The following is an 18,364-nucleotide window of genomic DNA, read 5'->3' as shown; positions in this document are numbered from 1 at the left end:
ATGCGCGGGGTGCGGTCATGACCGCCGACTATTCCCCCACCGACGCCGCCGCCGCCTTCGTCGCGGCCCGCCGGGCGGCACGTTTCCTGCCCGGCTATCCGGGGCCCGCGCCCATAGACCTGGCCCAGGGTTACGCCGCGCAGGAGGTGGCGATTGGCCTGTGGCCCGACCGCATCGCCGGCTGGAAGATCGGCCGCATCCCCCCCGATTGGGAGGAGACGCTGGGCGAACCCCGCCTGGCCGGCCCCATCTTCGCCCGCAACGTCTGGCGGGTCGAGAGTGGCGCCGTGACGCCCTTCCCCACCTTTGTCGGCGGCTTCGCGGCGGTGGAGGCCGAATACGTCTTCCGCCTGGGCGCCGACGCGCCGGCCGGCAAGGCGGCGTGGACGGAGGATGAGGCAGCGGACCTGGTGGCCGCCCTGCACATCGGCATCGAGCCGGCGGGCAGCCCGCTCGCCACCATCAACGATCTGGGGCCGCCCGTGGTGGTATCGGACTTCGGCAACAATGCCGGCCTGATCCTGGGTCCGGAGATCGCTGATTGGCGCGCACGCGGCTGGGACAGCATGCGCTGCGAGACTGTCATCGATGGTGTCCGCGTGGGCGTGGGTGGCGCGCCATCCATCCCCGGCGGCCCTTTGTCGGCTTTGCGCTTCCTGGCCAGCCATCTGGCGGCGCGCGGGCGCCCGCTCAAAAGCGGCGACCTGGTGTCAACCGGCGCCACCACCGGCATCCACGATATCGTGGCCGGCCAAACGGCCAAGGTGGACTTCGGCCCCGATGGTGTCCTGCACTGCCGGGCAGTGCCGGCGACGCCCCTTGGCGGGCCCCCTGACGGCGCAACGACACCGCCAGGGTCATAAGAATAAGCGAACGGGAGGATGGATTGATCAAGCGCCGACAACTGCTGGAGGGCATGGCCGCCGGTGCTGCCGTAGCGCTCGCGGGCGGCAAGGCCCGGGCCGGCGCCCCGCCGCCCGGCACCTTCACCGCGTCCGACGTGCACGTGCAGGACTACCCCACCGTCCAGGCCATCCAGTGGATCGGGGAGCAACTGGCCAAGGAGACGGGCGGGCGCCTGTCCATGCGCGTCTACCACTCCGGCCAGATCGGGCGGGAGAACGACACCATAGACCTGACCCGCTACGGCGCGCTGGACTTCACCCGCGTGAACTTCGCGGCGTTGACCAACATCTTCCCCGTCTCCGGCGTGCTGACGCTGCCCTACGTGTTCGACGACGTGGGGCACATGCGCCGGGCGCTGGACGGCGCGGTGGGCAAGGATTTGCTGGCGGCCCTGAGTCAGCGCGGCCTGGTGGCCGCCTGCTTCTACGACAGCGGCGCAAGGTGCATCTACAACGGCCGCCGGCCGGTGCATGAGCCGGGCGACCTGCGCGGCATGAAGATCCGGGTGCCCCTGTCCGACATCTTCATGTCCATGGCGCAGGCCATGGGCGCCAACCCGACGCCGCTGTCCTTCGGTGAGGTGTTCACCGCCCTGCAGACCCACCTGATCGACGGGGCGGAGAACAACTGGCCCAGCCTGGACTCAACCCGCCAGTTCGAGGTGGCGCGCCACTGGGCGGAAACCCACCATTCCATGTCGCCGGAACTGCTGTTCATCTCCGAGCGCAGCCTGCGGGCTCTGGCCCCGGCCGACCGCGATCTGGTGCTGGATCTGGCCACCCGTTCCGTCGCCGTGATGCGTGATTTGTGGGACCGGGACGAGGCCGCCGCCAGGGCCCACTGCATCGCCAACGGCGTCCAGGTGACGGAGGTGGACAAGGACGCTTTCCGTCGCGCCACGGAACCGGTGCTCAAGACCTACCTGGCCGACCCCGACCGCAACCGGTTCTATCGCCGCATCCGGCAGGAGGCCTGACCCCATGCACGCGACCCAAGCCGTACCTGCCCCCACGGGCCTCGCCGGCACCCTTCTCACCGGCTTGTCCCATGCCGCCACCGTCCTGGCCGCCATCGGCATGGTGGGAATGAGCCTGGCCGAGGGCTGGCAGGTCTTCGCCCGCTATGTCCTGAACGACAGCCCCGGCTGGACCGAACCCCTGACCCTGCTGTTCATGACCACCACCGCGCTGATGGGCGCCGCCGTGGCCGTGCGGCGGGAAATGCACTTCCGCTTCATCGCCCTGGCCCAGGTGGCGCCGCCCCGGGTACAGGTCCTCCTGAACGCCTTCGCCCGCCTGGTCGTGCTGGCCATCGGCGCCGCCTTGGCCATCTGGGGCTGGGACCTGATGGCCGACAACTGGTCCATCGCCATGCCCGGCACGGAACTGCCGGAGGGGCTGAACTACCTGCCGCTGTCGCTCGGCGGGGCGCTGATCGCCCTGTTCGCGGCCGAACGGCTGGTGGTGCCGCTACCCACCCCCGATCACATGGTTGTGGAGGATTGAGCCCATGGATATCGCCGTCCTCTTCGGTGCCTTCGCCGTCCTGTTGCTGCTGGGCGTGCCGGTGGGCTTCTCGCTCGCCGCCGCGTCCGTCGCCGCCATCGCCACCCTAGGCCTGCCGCCCATGGTGTTGGTGCAGCAGATGACCTCGGGCATCAGTTCAACCGCCATGATCGCCATCCCGCTGTTCATTTTCGCGGGTGAACTGATGATGCGCGGCGGTATTTCCGAACGGCTGATCGGCCTGGCCGCCGCCCTGGTGGGCCATCTGCGGGGGGGATTGGGCCAAGTGAACGTCCTGGCCTCCGCCTTCTTCGGCGGCGTCTCCGGCTCCGCCATCGCCGACGCCTCGGCCATCGGCGGTACCATGATCCCGCAGATGGTGGCGCGCGGCTTCGACCGGGACTACGCCGTCAACGTCACCATCACCTCCGCCCTGGTGGCGCTGATGGTACCGCCGTCGCACAACATGATCCTTTATTCCGCGGCGGGCGGCGGCGGCATTTCCATTGCCGATCTGTTCGCCGCCGGCATCCTGCCCGCCGTGGTAATGGCCGTCGCCTTGATGGTCACGGCCTACCTGATCGCGGCCAAGCGCGGGTATGCGGTCGAGCCCTTCCCCGGCATGGCGGCGGTGGTGCGGCGCCTGATCTCGGCCAGCCCCGGCCTGCTGCTGGTGGTGCTGGTGTTCGGCGGCGTGCGCGCCGGCATCTTCACGGCGGTGGAGAGTGCCGCCATCGCCGTGGTCTACGCCGTCATCGTCACGGTCGCGGTCTACCGCCGCCTGGGCTGGGCCGACTTCAAGGAGTGCTGCGCCGGATCCGCCCACACGACCGGCATCATCCTGTTCATGATCGGGGCGGCCAGCGCCTTCGGCTGGCTGATGTCCTACCTGCAGGTGCCGGCGGCGGCGGTGGATGCACTGAAGGCCATGGCCGGCACCAAGGTGATGGTGCTGCTGATCATGAATGTCATCCTGCTGGCGCTCAGCACCTTCATGGACATGGGGCCCAAGATCATCATCTGCACCCCCATCTTCCTGCCGGTGGCCAAGGCCTTCGGCATCGACCCGGTGCAGTTCGGGGTCATCATGATGCTGAACGGCGGCATCGGCCTGATCACCCCGCCCATCGGCTCCGTCCTGTTCGTGGGCAGCGCCATCGGCAAGGTGCCGGTGGGCCAGCTCATGCGGTCCATCTGGCCGTTTTACTTGGCGGCGGGCGTAGTGCTGATGCTCGTCTCCTACATACCCTTCCTGTCGCTTTGGCTGCCCAATGCTATGAAATAACGTCACTAACGTTATGAAATAACAGAACAATCGAGAGACGCTGCGACAAAACGCCCGACTTGCCCAAACCTTTGTATGGGCGCATACCGCCCGCCGAAACCGTATAACAACCACGCTTCCCATCGCAAATCCGTAACGGAACTTTGCCAAAGGAACGCGGTTGTTGAATTCATGCTCCGGCGGGCGAGTTATTTAAATGAAAACGCTTCTCACCATCACGCCTATCCTTGCCTTGACCTGCGGCGCGGCACTGGCCGCCGAGGCGGACATACCGGAGGCGGAAAGCTGGAGCCTGCACGGCCAGTTCACTTTGGTGGAGCAGTACCACCCCAGCTTCAGCTCCCCCTACCGGGGCGCCAACAGCCTGGATCCGGGCGCGCGCGGCAATGAGACGACGGACGCCACGCTCTATGCCGGCGTCCGCCTGTGGCCGGGCATGGAGTTCTACGCCAACCCGGAAATCGACCAGGGCTTCGGCCTCAGCAACACGCTGGGCGTGGCGGGCTTCCCCAGTGCCGAGGCCTACAAGGTGGGCGAGAGCGAACCCTACATCCGCCTGGACCGCGCCTTTTTCCGCCAGACCTTCAATCTGGGCGGCGAGGCGCAGCCGCTGGAGGCCGCCGCCAACCAGTTGGGCGGCAGCCGCACGGCCGACAACATCGTCATCACCGCCGGCAAATTCTCCGTCACCGACATCTTCGACGCCAACACCTATGCCCACGACCCGCGTAAGGACTTCTTGAACTGGACCGTGGTGGACAGCGGCGCCTTCGACTATGCCGCCGACGCCTGGGGCTACAGCTATGGTGCCGCGGCGGAGTGGACGCAGAGCTGGTGGACCCTGCGCGCCGGCCTGTTCGACCTGTCGCGCAAGCCCAATGACAAGGCGCTGGTGCGCGGTTTCGGCCAGTATGAGCTGGTCGTGGAGGCCGAGGAGCGGCACCAGCTGATGGGCCGCGACGGCAAGGTGAAGCTGCTGGTCTTCCAGAACCACGCCAACATGGGCGGCTACGGCGACGCCGTGCGTCTGGCAGCGCTGACCGGTGGCACACCAGACACCAGCGATGTCCGCCGCTACGCCACCCGCGCCGGCTTCGCCCTGAACGCGGAACAGCAAATGGGCGACGACTGGGGCCTGTTCCTGCGCGCCAGCGCCAATGACGGCAGCAAGGAGGCCTATGAGTTCACCGACGTGAATAAATCGCTGTCCGTCGGCGCCTCCCTCACCGGTGCCTCCTGGGGCCGGGACAAGGACACCGCCGGCCTGGCCGGCGTGGTGAACATGCTGAACGCCGACGCCCGCGACTACCTGGCGGCCGGCGGCCTGGGCATCCTGGTGGGTGACGGCCGCCTGAGCTACAGCAGCGAACGCATCATGGAGGCCTACTACAGCGCCGCACTGTGGACCGGCATCAACCTGACGCTGGACTACCAGTTCATCGCCAACCCCGCCTACAACCGCGACCGGGGCCCGGCAAATGTGCTGGGCCTCCGGTTCCATGCGGAGATTTGAGGGACGGAGACTGGAGGGTCAGACCGGCCGGAAGGTAATTCCCAGCAGCCGTTCGCTGAGATCCCACAGCTGGTCGGCCGCCGCCGGATCGACAGCATAGGGCAGCACGCCGCCCATGACGGCGCCGGGACGGCGGGTGGTGGGGGTGCCCTGGGCGGCTTCTTCCCCCGGCTGCAGCAGTTGGGCGATGTCGCAGTTCTCGCAATAGGCGCCGCCGTGGTCCCGCAGCTGCGGGCTGGTGGCGCACCAGACCGTGGTGGCCGCCCCCTGCGCCGTGGTCTTCATGTTGCGGGACGGGTCATGGATGGCCTTGCCTTCCGCGTCAAACACGCCAAAGGCGATCAGTTCCTCCTGCGTCATGTAACGCTTCAGGTCCGTGTCCACGATGGTGCCGGGATGGACGGAAAAGGCGTGGACGCCGTGGGCGCCGGCGCGCGCCTCCAAACCCAGGGCGAACAGGATGTTGGCGGTCTTGGACTGGCCATAGGCCGACCAGCGATCATAGTCCCGCCGCTCGAAGTTAGGGTCCTCAACCACGACCGGGGAAAAGCGGTGGCCCAGCGAGGACAGCGAGACGACGCGGACGCCCCCTGCGGCTCCCGCCTGGCGCAGCGCCGGCCACAGCCGCGCCGTCAGCTGGAAGTGCCCAAGGTGGTTGGTGGCGAACTGCGCCTCATACCCGCGCGCGTCGCGGGTCAGCAGGTGAGCCATGATGCCGGCGTTGTTGATCAGCAGGTGCAGGGGCCGGCCGCTGTTCAGGAAAGCGGCGGCAAAGGCGTCGATGGAGGCTGGGTCCATCAGATCCAGGGTGCCGATCTCAACGCCGTCCAGGCCGGCCAGCGCGGCCTGGGCCTTGGGCAGATCACGGGCGGGGACGACGACGGTGGCGCCGGCGGATCGCAGCGCCCGCACGGTCTCCAGCCCGATGCCGGCATAGCCGCCGGTGACGATGGCGACCTTGCCCGCAAGGTCGATGCCCTGGATGACATCCAGGGCGGTGGAGGCGGCACCAAAGCCGGAGTGAATGGGTTCCTGGCGAACAGGCATGACGGATACCTTTGATGAACGAAGGGGGCCCCTAAGGTAGGCATGCGATCCCGAACGATGAATGCTTGTCCGTCCGCCTTACTTGCGTGAAAATCCGGAAATGAACTCAGCGCCGCTAGACCCCTTCTCCGACCTGCTGAAATTCGCCGACGCCCAGACGGTGGTGTCAGGCGGCTTCACCGCCGGTGGCGCCTGGTGCATCCGCTTCCCGCCGCCAGGCAAGATCAAGTTTTTCGCCATCCTGCGGGGCGGCGGCTGGCTGGACATCGAGGGAGAGCCGGCACCGCATCGCCTTGAGGCCGGCGACGTGTTCCTGCTGCCGGCGCAGCGTCCCTTCCGGCTAGGCAGCGACCTGGCGTCGCTCCCCCTGGACGCCAAGGTCGTCTTCGGCCCCAGCAGCGGCATCCGACATCTGGGCGGGGGCGAAGACTTCTTCCTGCTGGGCGCCCATGTGGTGCTGGATCCCGCCTGCGGCTGGCTGCTGGCCGATATCCTGCCGCCGGTGATCGTGGTGCGCCACACGGCGCCGGAGGCCGAGGGCCTGCACTGGCTGCTGGACCAGTTGCGGCGCGAGCACACTGCCGACCTGCCAGGCGCTGGCCTGGCGGCCACCCAGCTTGCCCACCTGCTGTTCATCCGCATCCTCCGGGCCCATCTGGCGACAGGACAGCCCCTGCCCGCCGGCTGGCTGCGCGCTGCTACCGACGCCCGCCTGGCCCCGGCCCTGCGGCTGATGCACGGCGACCCCGGCCGTGCCTGGCAACTGGGCGAACTGGCCAAGGCCGCCGCCATGTCGCGCACCACCTTCGCTCAATATTTCAAGGCGGTGGCCGGCATTCCGCCACTGGCCTACCTGACGGCCTGGCGCATGCGCCTGGCGGAGCGGGCCTTGAAGGAACAGGAGGCGCCCATATCCGAACTGGCCCACCGCCTTGGTTATGCCTCAGAAAGCGCCTTTAGCAACGCCTTCAAACGGGTGACCGGGGTAGGTCCACGGCGCTATCGCGGGACCGTAGGCTCATAGACAATGGCCCCGAATGGCCCCGAATGGCCCTGGGGGATTTGAGAACGCGACCGACGCCGTTTCCCCAATAAGACCGCCCGCCGGCCTCAGTGCTTGGTGAGCACCATGTTCCAACCGGGGCTGGCTTCCGGGAAGGAGATCTGGGTTCCCGGCGGAGCATTGTCGAAAGCCTCCACCGCTTGGTGATAGGCCTCGAACGTGCCGCTGCGCGTCGGGTACAGCCAATCCGCCCACACCCCTACCATGAAGACGCACAGCAGGGCGCAAGCGGGAATGCGGAACTTGGCCGGCGCCTTGCACGCCAGGATCAGGCAGGCGATGAAGAAGATCAGGATGGGAATGACGAAATAGCGGCCACCGTATCCCAGCATGCCCAGCAGGGCCCATTGGTCACCCACCGGGGAGCCGGCTGGGCTTACCAGGGCGCAGGCCAGCAGGATAAGCCCGGCAAGGCAGAATTTACGGAAGCTCGACGGCCCCTTCACCAGCGCCAAGGCAATGATGGACAGGCCCGCCAGGGCGATGCCCCATGCCATCGCAGGCTGCTGCCATAGTGCGCCCTGCTTCAGGACGCCGACGTTGGCGGTGCCCAACACGCCGCTGAGGAATACCTGATCCGTCAGCATGCGCGCCAGCCGCGCGGCACTGGCACCCAGCACCAGGCTCTGACGCTCCCCCGCGCCCAGGGTGAGCAGGCACAGGACCTGGATCAAGGCGGTGGCCCCGATGACCGCCGCCTGAATGAAGGCATGACGCCGCTGATCCGGGGCCGCACCCAACCATTGCCACAGGGCGGCAGGGGCCAGGAACAGGCAGAACGGCCCCGTAAGCCCGCTGACCAGCAACACGCCATACTGAAGCGCCCGCCAGCCCCACCCCTGCGGCGCCGGCAGCACCAGCATCAGGAAGGACAGGAGCATCAGGTGCCATTGGGCATTGGTCAGGTTCAAATGGATTTCGTAGGAATTGGGAACGCCCAGATAAAAGACCGCGAGCGCCCCTCGCGCCCAGAGGGAGGGAACAAGCGGCGCCCCCCGCAAAAGCAACAGAACGGCGGGCGCCACCTGGGCGACGAAGCCGCCAGCCATCATCCACCCCGGCAGCCATCCCAGCGGCAGGGCCCGGGCGGCCAGGGCCATGGCATAGGGGAAAAGGTTGATGTATCCGGCGCTGGGCATGACCAGCACCCTGAGGCCCTTGGTATAGGCGTTCTGGAACCAGATGACGCCATCCTCAGCCCACAGGGTCGGATGCATCACCCAGTCCGCGTCGCGGCTGACCAGCAACGCGGACAGGACAACGACGGCCAGGATCTTGACGACGAGGGAACCGGCCAGACGCCGCCCGACGGCCGGTCGGCTGATCAGCGGAAGAGGCGTGTCGGTCACGGTCGAGGCTCACCTGATAGTATCGCTGTCGCGACCTGCAATCGACCATACCTACCGCATCAGCCGGTACCATGGAACTTTTTCGGCCAGAATTTCCGACAGGCGCCCTCACTGGCCCCGGCGCCCGCGTGCGGGGATCACCGGGCCAGCCACCCCCCGTCGACCGCCAGGACGGTGCCGTGCACATAGTCGGCGGCAGCGGAGGACAGGAACACCGCCGCCCCGCCCAGATCCTCCGGGCGCCCCCAGCGGCCGGCGGGGATGCGGGCCAGGATGTCGCGGTTCCGCGTCTCGTCGTTGCGCAGCGCCTCGGTATTGTTGGTGGCGAAGTAACCGGGGGCGATGGCGTTGACGTTGATGCCCTTGGCCGCCCACTCGTTGGCCAACAGCTTGGTCAATCCCGCGATGCCGCTCTTGCTGGCGGTATAGGACGCAACGCGGATACCGCCCTGGAAGGACAGCATGGAGGCGATGTTGATGATCTTGCCGCCCCCGTGGCCCCCATTTCCCTGGTCCACCATGCGGCGCGCCACGGCCTGGGCCAGGAAGAAGGGCGTCTTCAGATTCACGTTCATCACCAGGTCCCAATCGTCCTCGGAGAATTCCAGGGCGTCGGCCCGGCGGATGGTGCCGGCGTTGTTGATCAGGATGTCGATACGGCCGAAGGCGGCGACGGCTTGGTCCACCACCTGCTGCACCACGCCGACACTGTCGAGATCGGCATGGACGAAGTGGAAGCGGGCGCCCACCTCCTTGACCGCCGCCTCGGTTTCCGTAGGCGTGCTGCGGCCGGCGGCCACGATGTCGGCGCCGGCCCGGGCCAGCGCCACGGCCAGGCCCTGCCCCAGGCCGGTGTTGGCGCCGGTGACCAGGGCCACGCGGCCCGTCAGGTCGAAGGGGTTATAAGCCATGGGATCACCCTCCCTCAGCGCAGCTGGCAAATGTCCAGGACCTTCATGTCGGTGTAGTCGAGGTTCTCCCCGCCCATGGCCCAAATGAAGGAATAGTTGGCGGTGCCGGAGCCCATGTGGATGGACCAGGGCGGCGACACCACGGCCTCCTCATTGGCGACCACGATGTGGCGGGCCAGCTCCGGCTCACCCATGAAATGAAAGACGCGCTGGTCGTCCTTGATGTCGAAGTAGAAATAGACCTCTGACCGGCGGTCGTGCAGGTGGGGCGGCATGGTGTTCCACACGCTGCCCGGCTTCAGCATGGTCAGGCCCAGCAACAGCTGCGCCGACTGGCAGGTCTGGGGCACGATGTACTGGTAGATCGTGCGCTCGTTGCTGGTCTCCAGCGCCCCGCGCTCCAGCGGCACGGCTTGGTCGATGGATATCTTCACCGTCTTGAAACGAGCGTGGGCCGGCGTGCTGGCCAGGTAGAACTTGGCCGGGTGGGCGGCATCGGCCGAGGCGAACACCACCGCCTCCGTCCCCATGGGTACATACAGGCCGTCGCGCGACGCCAGCTCGTAAACCGTGCCATCCACGGTGACCGTGCCGGGGCCGCCGACGTTGACAATGCCGAGTTCCCGCCGTTCCAGGAAGGGCTTGCCAGCGGCCGAGGCCGGTTCCGTCTGCAGGGGCAGGTTTATGGGGGCGTCCACCGGGGCGGCGCCGCCGATGATGAAGCGTTCGTTATGGGAATAGTTCAGGCTGACCTCACCGGCCACGAACAGGCCGGTAATGAGATAGCGGTCGCGCAGCTGCTGGTTACGGGCGCCATCCATCATGTCGGGATGGGTCGCCTGATAAACCTTCTTGAACATGGCCATTCTCCCCGTTTGTTTGTGGTTTCCCCGTCTGGGGAAGAGGTGCGGCGCGGATGTCATCTTCCCCGCCACACTCCATCGTCAGTCCAGCTTGTAGGCGCGCTTGGGCAGGCGGTAGGCCAGGTCCACCGCCACCTCCGCCGCGTCGTCCTCATCGATGCGGTGTTCCGCCACCAGGCGGGCCAGGAAGGCGCAATCCACCCGGCGGGCCACGTCGTGGCGGGCGGGGATGGACAGGAAGGCGCGGGTGTCGTCGTTGAAGCCCACGGTGTTGTAGAAGCCCGCCGTTTCCGTCGTCTGCTCGCGGAAGCGCATCATCCCCTCCGGGCTGTCGTGGAACCACCAGGCGGGGCCCAGCTTCAGCACCGGGTAATGGCCGGCCAGCGGCGCCAGCTCGCGGGCATAGACCGTCTCATCCAGGGTGAACAGGATGACGGACAGGCGCGGATCGTTGCCGTAACGGTCCAGCAACGGCTTCAGCGCATGGACATATTCGGTGCGCAGCGGGATGTCGGCGCCCTTGTCGCGGCCGTAGCGCTGGAAGATCTGGTGGTTGTGATTGCGGAAGGAACCGGGGTGGATCTGCATGACCAGCCCGTCCTCCAGGCTCATGCCCGCCATCTCGGTCAGCATCTGGGCCCGGAACAGCTCGGCATCCGCCGCCGTGAAGGTGCCCTTGACCACGCGGGCAAAGAGGGCCTCGGCCTCGGTCGGGGACAGGTCGGCGGTGGCGGCGGTGACGTGGCCATGGTCGCTGCTGGTGGCGCCTACGGCCTTGAAGTCGGTGCGACGCTTCCGATGGGCGTTCAGATAGCCCCGCCAGCTGTACACATCCTCACCGGTGATGGCGGCGAACTGTTCCATGGCCGGGCGAAAGTTCTCGTGCTCCGGATCGATGACGGCGTCCGGGCGATAGGCGGTGATGACCTTGCCCTTCCAGCCGCTGTCGCGGATGGCCTCATGATGGGCCAGCGTGTCCACCGGGCTTTCCGTGGTGGCGATGACCTCGATGTTGAACCGCTCGAACAGGGCGCGGGGGCGGAATTCCTCCGTCGCCAGCTTGGCGGTGATGGTGTCGAAGTACAGGTCGGCGGTCTCGGCGCCGAGCTTCACATCCAGCCCGAAGACCTGGGTGAACACATGGTTCAGCCAGGTGGAGGACGGGGTGCCCCGGAACAGGTGGAAGTTCCGGGCCAGCAGGCGCCAGGCCTCGCGCGGGTCCACATCGGGAGCCGGCTGGCCGGCGGCCGGAATGCCCAGCTGCTCCAAGGTCACGCCCTGGCTGTAGAGCATGCGGTAAAGATAGTGGTCCGGCTGCAGCAGCAGGGCGGTGGCGTTGGGAAACGCCTCGTTGCCGGCGAACCACGACGGGTCGGTGTGGCCGTGCGGGCTGATGATGGGCAGGCCCTTCACCAGGGCGTACAGGCGTCGGGCGATGGCGCGAACCGCCGGGTCGGCGGGAAACAGGCGATCGTCGTGCAGGGTCAGGTTCTGGGCCATCCGGGCCTTCCTTCACTATCCGCCAAGATGCGGCAAACGTTGTTGCAGGAACGGCGTCCGGATGTCCGGTGGGCCGCTCTCCTCCCACCCCATTTGGTAACGATCTTGGTAACCGGTGTCAATTTCGCATCGCTTACCCGGCGCCAAAACAGGCGCAAGGTTTGGATCAGCCCCGGGGCGGCACGGAGGACTCGCGCACCACCATGCGGCTGACAACGCCGGTGGCGGTGTGCCCCTCCTCCTCATCGCTGGAGATGCGGATGATCAGCTTTTCCGCCGCCAGCCGCCCCAGATCCTTGGCCGGCAGGCGCACGGTGGTCAGCGACGGCCACAGCCGGGTGGCGATGGGGCTGTCGTCGAAGCCCACGATGGTCAGGTCCCGGGGGATGCTGATGCCCAGGCGCTGCGCCGTCTTGTAGACACCGGCCGCCATCTCGTCGTTGCTGGCGAAGATGGCGGTGGGCCGGGGCTCCCGCGTCAGCAGCCGGGTGGCGCAGACCTCACCGGATTCGAAGGTGTAGGCGCCCTCCTCCACCATCTCGGGACGCAGGGTGATGCCGTGGCTTTTCAGCGCGCCGACGAAGCTCTCCCGGCGTTCATGGGCGGAGCGGTGACGCGACGGGCCGGCGATGAAGCCGATGTCGCGGTGGCCCAGGGCGGCCAGATGCTCCGCCACCTCCGCCGCCCCTTGCCGGTCGTTGTAGACCACCATGTTGGCGGCCTCGTCCAGCGACACGGCGGACAGGCGGACATAGCGGCAACCCAGGTCCCGCAGCACCTCGACCAACTGCGGGTTTTCCGACGCGGGCGGCACGACGATGACGCCGTCCAGGTTCTGGCGCTGCACGAACTGCTTGGCATCGTTCAGGAAATGCGGGCTTTTCTGGTCGCAGGGATGCACCACCAGTTCGAACCCCGCCAGGCGGCAGGCGGCCAGCACGCCTTCCTGGATGTTCACGATGAACTGGGCGTTGGGATTGTCATAGACCAGGCCCAGCAGGAAGGACCGCTGAAAGGCCAAGCCACGCGCCTGGGGGCTGGGCACGTAGCCGATCTGCTCGATGATGCCGTTGATGATGGTGCGCGTCTCTTCATTCACGAAGGGCGACTGGTTGATGACGCGCGACACCGTCTTCTTGGACACGTGCGCCAGACGGGCCACGTCGTTGATGGTGGGCGGCCGGTCCAGGGTCCAGGTCACGGCCTCCACGGCCACGGTCTGGATGGCGGCGGCACGTCCCCGCCGGGGGCGCCCCTTACGCGGCGCGGCGTCCTGGGTCATCGCTGGTCTTCTTCTCGTTCTTCTTCAGGACTTCTTTTCGAAGTGCCTGTTTCCACGACCCTACCATGCCGCGTCCCGCGCGCCGCCGCAAAAGGGATTTGTTGCCGCCGGCCGGCCCTTCTTCCTGGCCCGGGCGTCATTCCGCCGCACCTCGGGATTTGCACCCTTGCCCCTTTAGGAAACCGGTGTCATTTATTGACGCCGAGAGCGGGGTCCAGCACGCTTGACGTGTCGCGGCCCGCCCGCCATCGCCATAACAAACATCTGGGAGGATAGACCGTTGATCAGACGTATTCTGGCCACCACCGCCCTGGCCACGCTGCTGGCCGCCGGTGGCGTGGCTGTCAGCAGCGCCGGCGCCGCCGAGAAAGCGGACCAGCTGGCCTTTCCCGGCGCCGTGGGCTGGGCGGCGCACACGCCCGGCGGGCGCGGCGGCAAGATCATCAAGGTGACCAACCTTAACAATGAGGGGCCCGGCTCCTTCCGCGAAGCCATCGAGACCAAGGGCCCGCGCATCATCGTGTTCGAGGTCGGCGGCGTCATCGACCTGAACCAGAAGACCATCAAGCTGGATGAGCCCTTCGTCACCATCGCCGGGCAGACCGCCCCCTCCCCCGGCATCACCCTGATCCGCGGCGGCATGGATGTCAGCGCCCACGACGTGGTGATGCAGCACATCCGCATCCGCGTGGGCGATGCCGGCGCGCCCAAGAAGAGCGGCTGGGAGGAGGATGCCTTCAGCACGGTGAAAGCCGCCTACAACGTCATCGTCGACCATTGCAGCCTGACCTGGGCGACGGATGAGAACCTGTCCGCTTCCGGCCCCCGCTTCAACGGCAACACGCCAGACGAATGGCGCGAGCACACCTCGCACCGCATTACCTATTCCAACAACATCATCGCCGAAGGGCTGGCCCGCGCCACCCACCTGAAGATCGAGCACTCCAAGGGCTCGCTCATCCACGACAACATCACCGACATCCTGATCGTCGGCAACCTGTACGCCCACAATGTGGAGCGCAGCCCCCTGTTCAAGGGCGGCGTCCACGGCGTCATCGTCAACAATCTGATCTACGATCCCGGCCAGCGGGCGGTGCACTACAACCTGCAGGCCGAAGAGTGGGGCGACCATCCCTATCAGGTCGGCCAGATGGCGGCGGTGGGCAACGTGCTGCGGGCCGGCCCCTCCACCCCCACGCCGCTGGCGTTCCTGGAGATCGGCGGCTATGGCGACCTGGAGTACTACGGCAAGGATAACATCGCCGTGGACCGGGCGGGCGAGCCCCTGCCCCTGATGGGCCGCTACACCACCTCGCCCGCCAAGGTGATCGAGATGGACAAGCCGCCGTTGTGGCCGGAAGGCCTGACAGCCCTGCCGGCGGCCGAGGTGCAGAAGTCCGTGCTGCACAACGCCGGCGCCCGCCCCTGGGACCGTGACTACGACGACGTGCGCCTGTTGGCCGACGTGGCCGAGGGCCGGGGTGAGATCATCAACAGCCAGGATGACATCCACGGCTATCCCACTGAGAAGCCCAGCACCCGGCCCTTCAACCCGGCCGATTGGAACCTGGACGACATGACCCCCCGCACCGCGACGGCGCTGGACGCCAAGTCCAAGGCCCGGGGAACCTGATCCCCAAGGAAAAAGGGCGACGCCCGCATGAGACGCCGCCCTTTTTCCTTGATCCGGACCCGGCTTATTTCTTCGGCTGGTCCGCAGGCTTGTCGGTGGGCTTGTCAGCCGGCTTCGGGGCCGGCGGCGGCCCCAGGCTCTGCAGCGCGGGCGCCAGACCGCCCAGCTGCACCGGGACGTCCATGGGTGTCTTGTCCGGCTTGGCATAGCGCACCATCAGCACCTTGCCGGTGGTGAACTGCTTCAGCACGTCCTGGTCCAGGTTGGCGGAGGCGATGCAGCCGCCCTGCTGGCACAGGGTCAGCGGCAAGGGGATGGGCTTGGCGCCGTCCAGCGTCAGTTGCAGGCCCGGCTGCACCGGCGTGCCCAGCGGCACGGTGATGACCAGAACCGGCTTGCCGTCGGCCGACATGTAGCCGATCTGGACGTGCAGCACGATGGCGTTGCCCGGGTTGGCGATGGCGAACTGCTCGACATAGCAAACGTCACCGCCATTGGCGTCCTTGGCGCAATTCTTGGCCCAGGCCGGTCCCGCCGGCTTCTGCGCCTCGGCCGCGGTGGACTTGGCCGAGCTGGCCTTGTGATGCTGGTACAGCATGATGCCGCCCACGGTCAGCAGCCCCAGCAGCAGCAGCAGGCCGATCACGATGAGGGGGGTGCGCGAACCGCCGGTGGATGCGGTGGCGGGCGCGGGGTCCTCTTTATTGGTCATGGATATGCTTTTTTCTGTTTATGGCGCGAGACCGCCGGAGCCCGGATTGCCCCAGCCCCCGGGGCAGCAATGATCAGACACGGGATTGTGGGGAGAACCCGGTATCCGGTCAACCTCTCGCTCCACCGGCGACGGGCTCGAGCGCCCCATATCACATCCCCCCCGCCCCACCCTGTTCATAAGGATGGGACCGGGCGCGCGTACCGTCACAAATGGTCAGCAGGCAGAGGCCGCCGCCGTCATCTTGAAGATGCCCTGGGCATTGCCGCTGTCGAATCGCAGGTCCAGCCGGCGGCCTGCTTCGGTGTCGATGAGGTCGCGCGAAATGAACTCATAGAACGATCCCGGCACCACGCGGCTGACCGTGTCGCCCCGGGCGTCGACGAACGGCCGTTCCACCATGGCCGCCCGCAGCGCCGTCTGGCGGACCGTGCCGTCGCGCGATACCTCCACCTTGGGCTTCATCTCATAACCGCGGGCCTTCAGCTCCTCCGCCAGCGCCTCCACATCCGGCACCCGGTCGGTGGCGTGGTTGAAGCGATTGCCCTCGGTGGCAATCCAGGCAAGCTCCGCCGATTCCGCCAGCAGCGTCTCGTATTGCGCCAGGGTGGGCACCGGGTGGTGCCGGTCGAACAGGCGCGCCAGCTCGCCCACCAGGCCGGTCGCCTCGTCCAGGCTCAGCGTGCCGCCGGCGGCCAGGCGGTCCAGCAGGCCCTTGGCCTCGGCGGCCAAGGGGTCCACCTTTACCTGGAACACCTGCTGCGCCGCTGCCTGCACCTCGGGTGAGAAGCGGTCGGGAAAGATTTCACTGACGAAGAACTGGGCGATGTCGTCGGGATAGTCGCGGTGGGTGTAGGCGTAGCCCATCATGCGCAGCCGCTCCAGCGGGTAGGTCCCGCCGACGTGATAGCCCAGCGGCTCCAGCACCCGGGCGAAGGCGGCGTGGCCGGGCGGCAGCGCCCCCAGGCCGGGGGCGTTCACCGTGCGCAGGGCGCCGTGGTCGAACACCATGCGCCCGCCCTGCTCCCGCACATAGCGGGCCCCCTCCGGCACCTCGCGCAGCAGGCCCCGGAACAGCAGCATGGTCAGGGCCTGGGCCAGCGCGGCGCGCGGCACCGCGTCGCCATGGTCGGCCAGGAAATCGGGATGCAGGGCCAGCATCTCCATCAGCCGGCCGGCCTCCTCCGAGCCGACCAGCCCCTGGGCGATCTTCTGGACGGTGGGCGTCTTCATGGGACGGTCCCTCCTCAACCGATGTCGAACTGCACGCCCTGGGCAAGCGGCAGTGATCTCGAGTAATTGATGGTGTTGGTGGCCCGCCGCATATAGGCCTTCCAGCTGTCCGACCCGGCCTCGCGCCCGCCGCCCGTCTCCTTCTCGCCACCGAAGGCGCCGCCGATCTCGGCGCCCGACGGGCCCAGGTTGACGTTGGCGATGCCGCAGTCGGAACCGGCCGGGCTCATGAAGGTCTCGGCCTCGCGCATGTCGGTGGTGAAGATGCTGGAGGCCAGCCCCTGCGGCACGCCGTTCTGCAGCGCAATGGCCTGGTCCAGGTCGCGGTAGCGGACGACGTAGAGAATGGGGGCGAAGGTTTCTTCCAGCATGGGGCCGGCCTGGTCCGGCATGACCACCAGCGCCGGGCGCACGTAATAGGCGTCGCCCGAGCCCACATCCACGCGGTCGCCGCCGATGACGGTGCCGCCGGCGGCCTTGGCGGCGGCCAGTGCCTGGACCATGCCCTCGTAGGATGCCTTGTCGATCAGCGGGCCCACCAGGGTGCCGGCCTCGCGCGGGTCGCCCACCTTGACGCTGCGGTAGGCGGCCGCCAGCCGGTCCAGCAAGCGGTCGGCCACGGCCTCATGCACGATCAGGCGGCGCAGGGTGGTGCAGCGCTGGCCGGCCGTGCCCATCGCGGCGAAGGCGATGCCGCGCACCGCCAGTTCCAGGTCGGCCGACGGCGCCACGATGGCGGCGTTGTTGCCGCCCAGTTCCAGGATGGCGCGGGCGAAGCGTGCCGCCAGGCGGGGCGCCACGGCCCGGCCCATGCGGGTGGAGCCGGTGGCCGAGACCAGCGGCACCAGCGGATGGTCCACCAGGGCCTGGCCCACGTCGGCATGCCCCTGTGCCAGGATGGACAAGCCGTCCGGAGCGGAGCCGAACTTGGCGGCGGCGCGGTCGAAGGCCGCCTGCACGGCGATGGCGGTCAGGGGCGTCTTTTCCGACGGCTTCCAGATGACGCTGTTGCCGCAGACCAGGGCCAGGGCGGCGTTCCACGACCAGACCGCCACGGGGAAGTTGAAGGCGCTGATGACGCCGCAGACACCCAGCGGATGCCAGGTTTCCATCAGCCGATGGCCCGGCCGCTCCGTGGCGATGGTCAGGCCGTACAGCTGGCGGGACAGGCCGACCGCGAAGTCGCAGATGTCGATCATCTCCTGCACTTCGCCCAGGCCTTCGGACAGGATCTTGCCGGCCTCCAGCGTCACCAGCAGGCCCAGTTCGGTGCGTACCGCGCGCAGTTCCTCGCCCAGCAGGCGCACCAGTTCACCCCGGCGGGGGGCCGGCACCACGCGCCAGGCCAGGTGCGCCGCATGCGCCTTGCGCACCAGCGCATCGACATCGGCGGCCGACAGGGCCGTCACCCGCCCCGCTTCGCCGCCATCGATGGGGCTGCGCGCCACGATGTCGCCGCCCGCCAGCACGGCCCGGTCCACGCCCAGCCGGTCCAGCACCGCCAGAATATCACGCCGGGTTTCGCCCACTGCCGTCATCGCTTCTTCCCTCATGCTGCTTCT

Annotated in this window: 16 protein-coding genes; 7 read left to right on the top strand and 9 right to left on the bottom strand. The window is 67.7% G+C overall.

Annotated elements, in window-relative coordinates:
• Positions 1–17: 17 nt before the first annotated feature.
• The 5 genes from FBZ87_RS05600 to FBZ87_RS05580 all read left to right on the top strand — a co-directional run bounded on the left by FBZ87_RS05600 (position 18) and on the right by FBZ87_RS05580 (position 5,209).
• On the top strand, positions 18–863 hold the full coding sequence (locus tag FBZ87_RS05600; protein WP_145609361.1) for a 2-keto-4-pentenoate hydratase: 846 nt from the start codon (positions 18–20) through the stop codon (positions 861–863).
• A 23-nt stretch (positions 864–886) separates the two neighbouring features.
• The gene (locus FBZ87_RS05595; protein WP_145609360.1) at positions 887–1,882 is read left to right on the top strand and encodes a TRAP transporter substrate-binding protein; all 996 of its coding nucleotides are present in this window, start codon (positions 887–889) and stop codon (positions 1,880–1,882) included.
• Positions 1,883–1,886: 4 nt separating this feature from the next.
• Complete coding sequence (locus tag FBZ87_RS05590) at positions 1,887–2,411, top strand: TRAP transporter small permease (RefSeq protein ID WP_246134251.1); 525 nt, start codon at positions 1,887–1,889, stop codon at positions 2,409–2,411.
• A 4-nt stretch (positions 2,412–2,415) separates the two neighbouring features.
• Positions 2,416–3,696: a TRAP transporter large permease gene (locus FBZ87_RS05585; protein ID WP_145609359.1), complete on the top strand. Its 1,281-nt coding sequence runs from the start codon at positions 2,416–2,418 to the stop codon at positions 3,694–3,696.
• Between the two features lie 196 nt (positions 3,697–3,892).
• Positions 3,893–5,209: a carbohydrate porin gene (locus tag FBZ87_RS05580; RefSeq protein WP_145609358.1), complete on the top strand. Its 1,317-nt coding sequence runs from the start codon at positions 3,893–3,895 to the stop codon at positions 5,207–5,209.
• Between the two features lie 18 nt (positions 5,210–5,227).
• Here FBZ87_RS05580 and FBZ87_RS05575 read toward each other — a convergent pair whose 3' ends face one another.
• Positions 5,228–6,256: an oxidoreductase gene (locus FBZ87_RS05575; protein ID WP_145609357.1), complete on the bottom strand. Its 1,029-nt coding sequence runs from the start codon at positions 6,254–6,256 to the stop codon at positions 5,228–5,230.
• 100 nt (positions 6,257–6,356) lie between these two features.
• Here FBZ87_RS05575 and FBZ87_RS05570 point away from each other — a divergent pair, with 100 nt between their 5' ends.
• Positions 6,357–7,280, top strand: a complete 924-nt coding sequence (locus FBZ87_RS05570) for an AraC family transcriptional regulator (RefSeq protein WP_211106852.1) — start codon at positions 6,357–6,359, stop codon at positions 7,278–7,280.
• A gap of 86 nt (positions 7,281–7,366) precedes the next feature.
• Here FBZ87_RS05570 and FBZ87_RS05565 read toward each other — a convergent pair whose 3' ends face one another.
• From FBZ87_RS05565 to FBZ87_RS05545, 5 genes are all read right to left on the bottom strand, one after another.
• Positions 7,367–8,668, bottom strand: a complete 1,302-nt coding sequence (locus tag FBZ87_RS05565; RefSeq protein WP_145609355.1) for a hypothetical protein — start codon at positions 8,666–8,668, stop codon at positions 7,367–7,369.
• A gap of 137 nt (positions 8,669–8,805) precedes the next feature.
• Positions 8,806–9,579 (bottom strand): 2-dehydro-3-deoxy-D-gluconate 5-dehydrogenase KduD, encoded by a 774-nt coding sequence (gene kduD, locus FBZ87_RS05560; protein WP_145609354.1) that lies wholly within the window; start codon positions 9,577–9,579, stop codon positions 8,806–8,808.
• Between the two features lie 14 nt (positions 9,580–9,593).
• Positions 9,594–10,439, bottom strand: coding sequence for a 5-dehydro-4-deoxy-D-glucuronate isomerase (gene kduI, locus FBZ87_RS05555; protein WP_145609353.1), 846 nt, complete (start codon positions 10,437–10,439; stop codon positions 9,594–9,596).
• An 84-nt stretch (positions 10,440–10,523) separates the two neighbouring features.
• Positions 10,524–11,942: a glucuronate isomerase gene (gene uxaC, locus FBZ87_RS05550; protein ID WP_145609352.1), complete on the bottom strand. Its 1,419-nt coding sequence runs from the start codon at positions 11,940–11,942 to the stop codon at positions 10,524–10,526.
• Between the two features lie 166 nt (positions 11,943–12,108).
• A complete protein-coding gene (locus tag FBZ87_RS05545; protein ID WP_246134250.1) occupies positions 12,109–13,224 on the bottom strand; it encodes a LacI family DNA-binding transcriptional regulator in 1,116 nt (371 codons plus the stop codon).
• Between the two features lie 280 nt (positions 13,225–13,504).
• Here FBZ87_RS05545 and FBZ87_RS05540 point away from each other — a divergent pair, with 280 nt between their 5' ends.
• A complete protein-coding gene (locus FBZ87_RS05540; RefSeq protein ID WP_145609351.1) occupies positions 13,505–14,857 on the top strand; it encodes a pectate lyase family protein in 1,353 nt (450 codons plus the stop codon).
• 64 nt (positions 14,858–14,921) lie between these two features.
• On the opposite strand, the gene FBZ87_RS05535 is transcribed toward FBZ87_RS05540, so the two are convergent.
• The 3 genes from FBZ87_RS05535 to amaB form a co-directional block, all read right to left on the bottom strand.
• Positions 14,922–15,569, bottom strand: coding sequence for an invasion associated locus B family protein (locus FBZ87_RS05535; RefSeq protein ID WP_145609350.1), 648 nt, complete (start codon positions 15,567–15,569; stop codon positions 14,922–14,924).
• A 216-nt stretch (positions 15,570–15,785) separates the two neighbouring features.
• Positions 15,786–16,802, bottom strand: coding sequence for a 2-oxoadipate dioxygenase/decarboxylase family protein (locus tag FBZ87_RS05530; RefSeq protein ID WP_145609349.1), 1,017 nt, complete (start codon positions 16,800–16,802; stop codon positions 15,786–15,788).
• Positions 16,803–16,816: 14 nt separating this feature from the next.
• Positions 16,817–18,340 (bottom strand): L-piperidine-6-carboxylate dehydrogenase, encoded by a 1,524-nt coding sequence (gene amaB, locus FBZ87_RS05525; RefSeq protein ID WP_211106851.1) that lies wholly within the window; start codon positions 18,338–18,340, stop codon positions 16,817–16,819.
• Positions 18,341–18,364: the final 24 nt, after the last annotated feature.

Source organism: Nitrospirillum amazonense (genome assembly GCF_007828035.1).
GTDB classification, from domain to species: Bacteria; Pseudomonadota; Alphaproteobacteria; order Azospirillales; family Azospirillaceae; genus Nitrospirillum; species Nitrospirillum amazonense.
The sequence above is the reverse complement of the archived record's forward strand: the minus strand, read 5'-3'. Positions and strand labels throughout refer to the sequence as shown.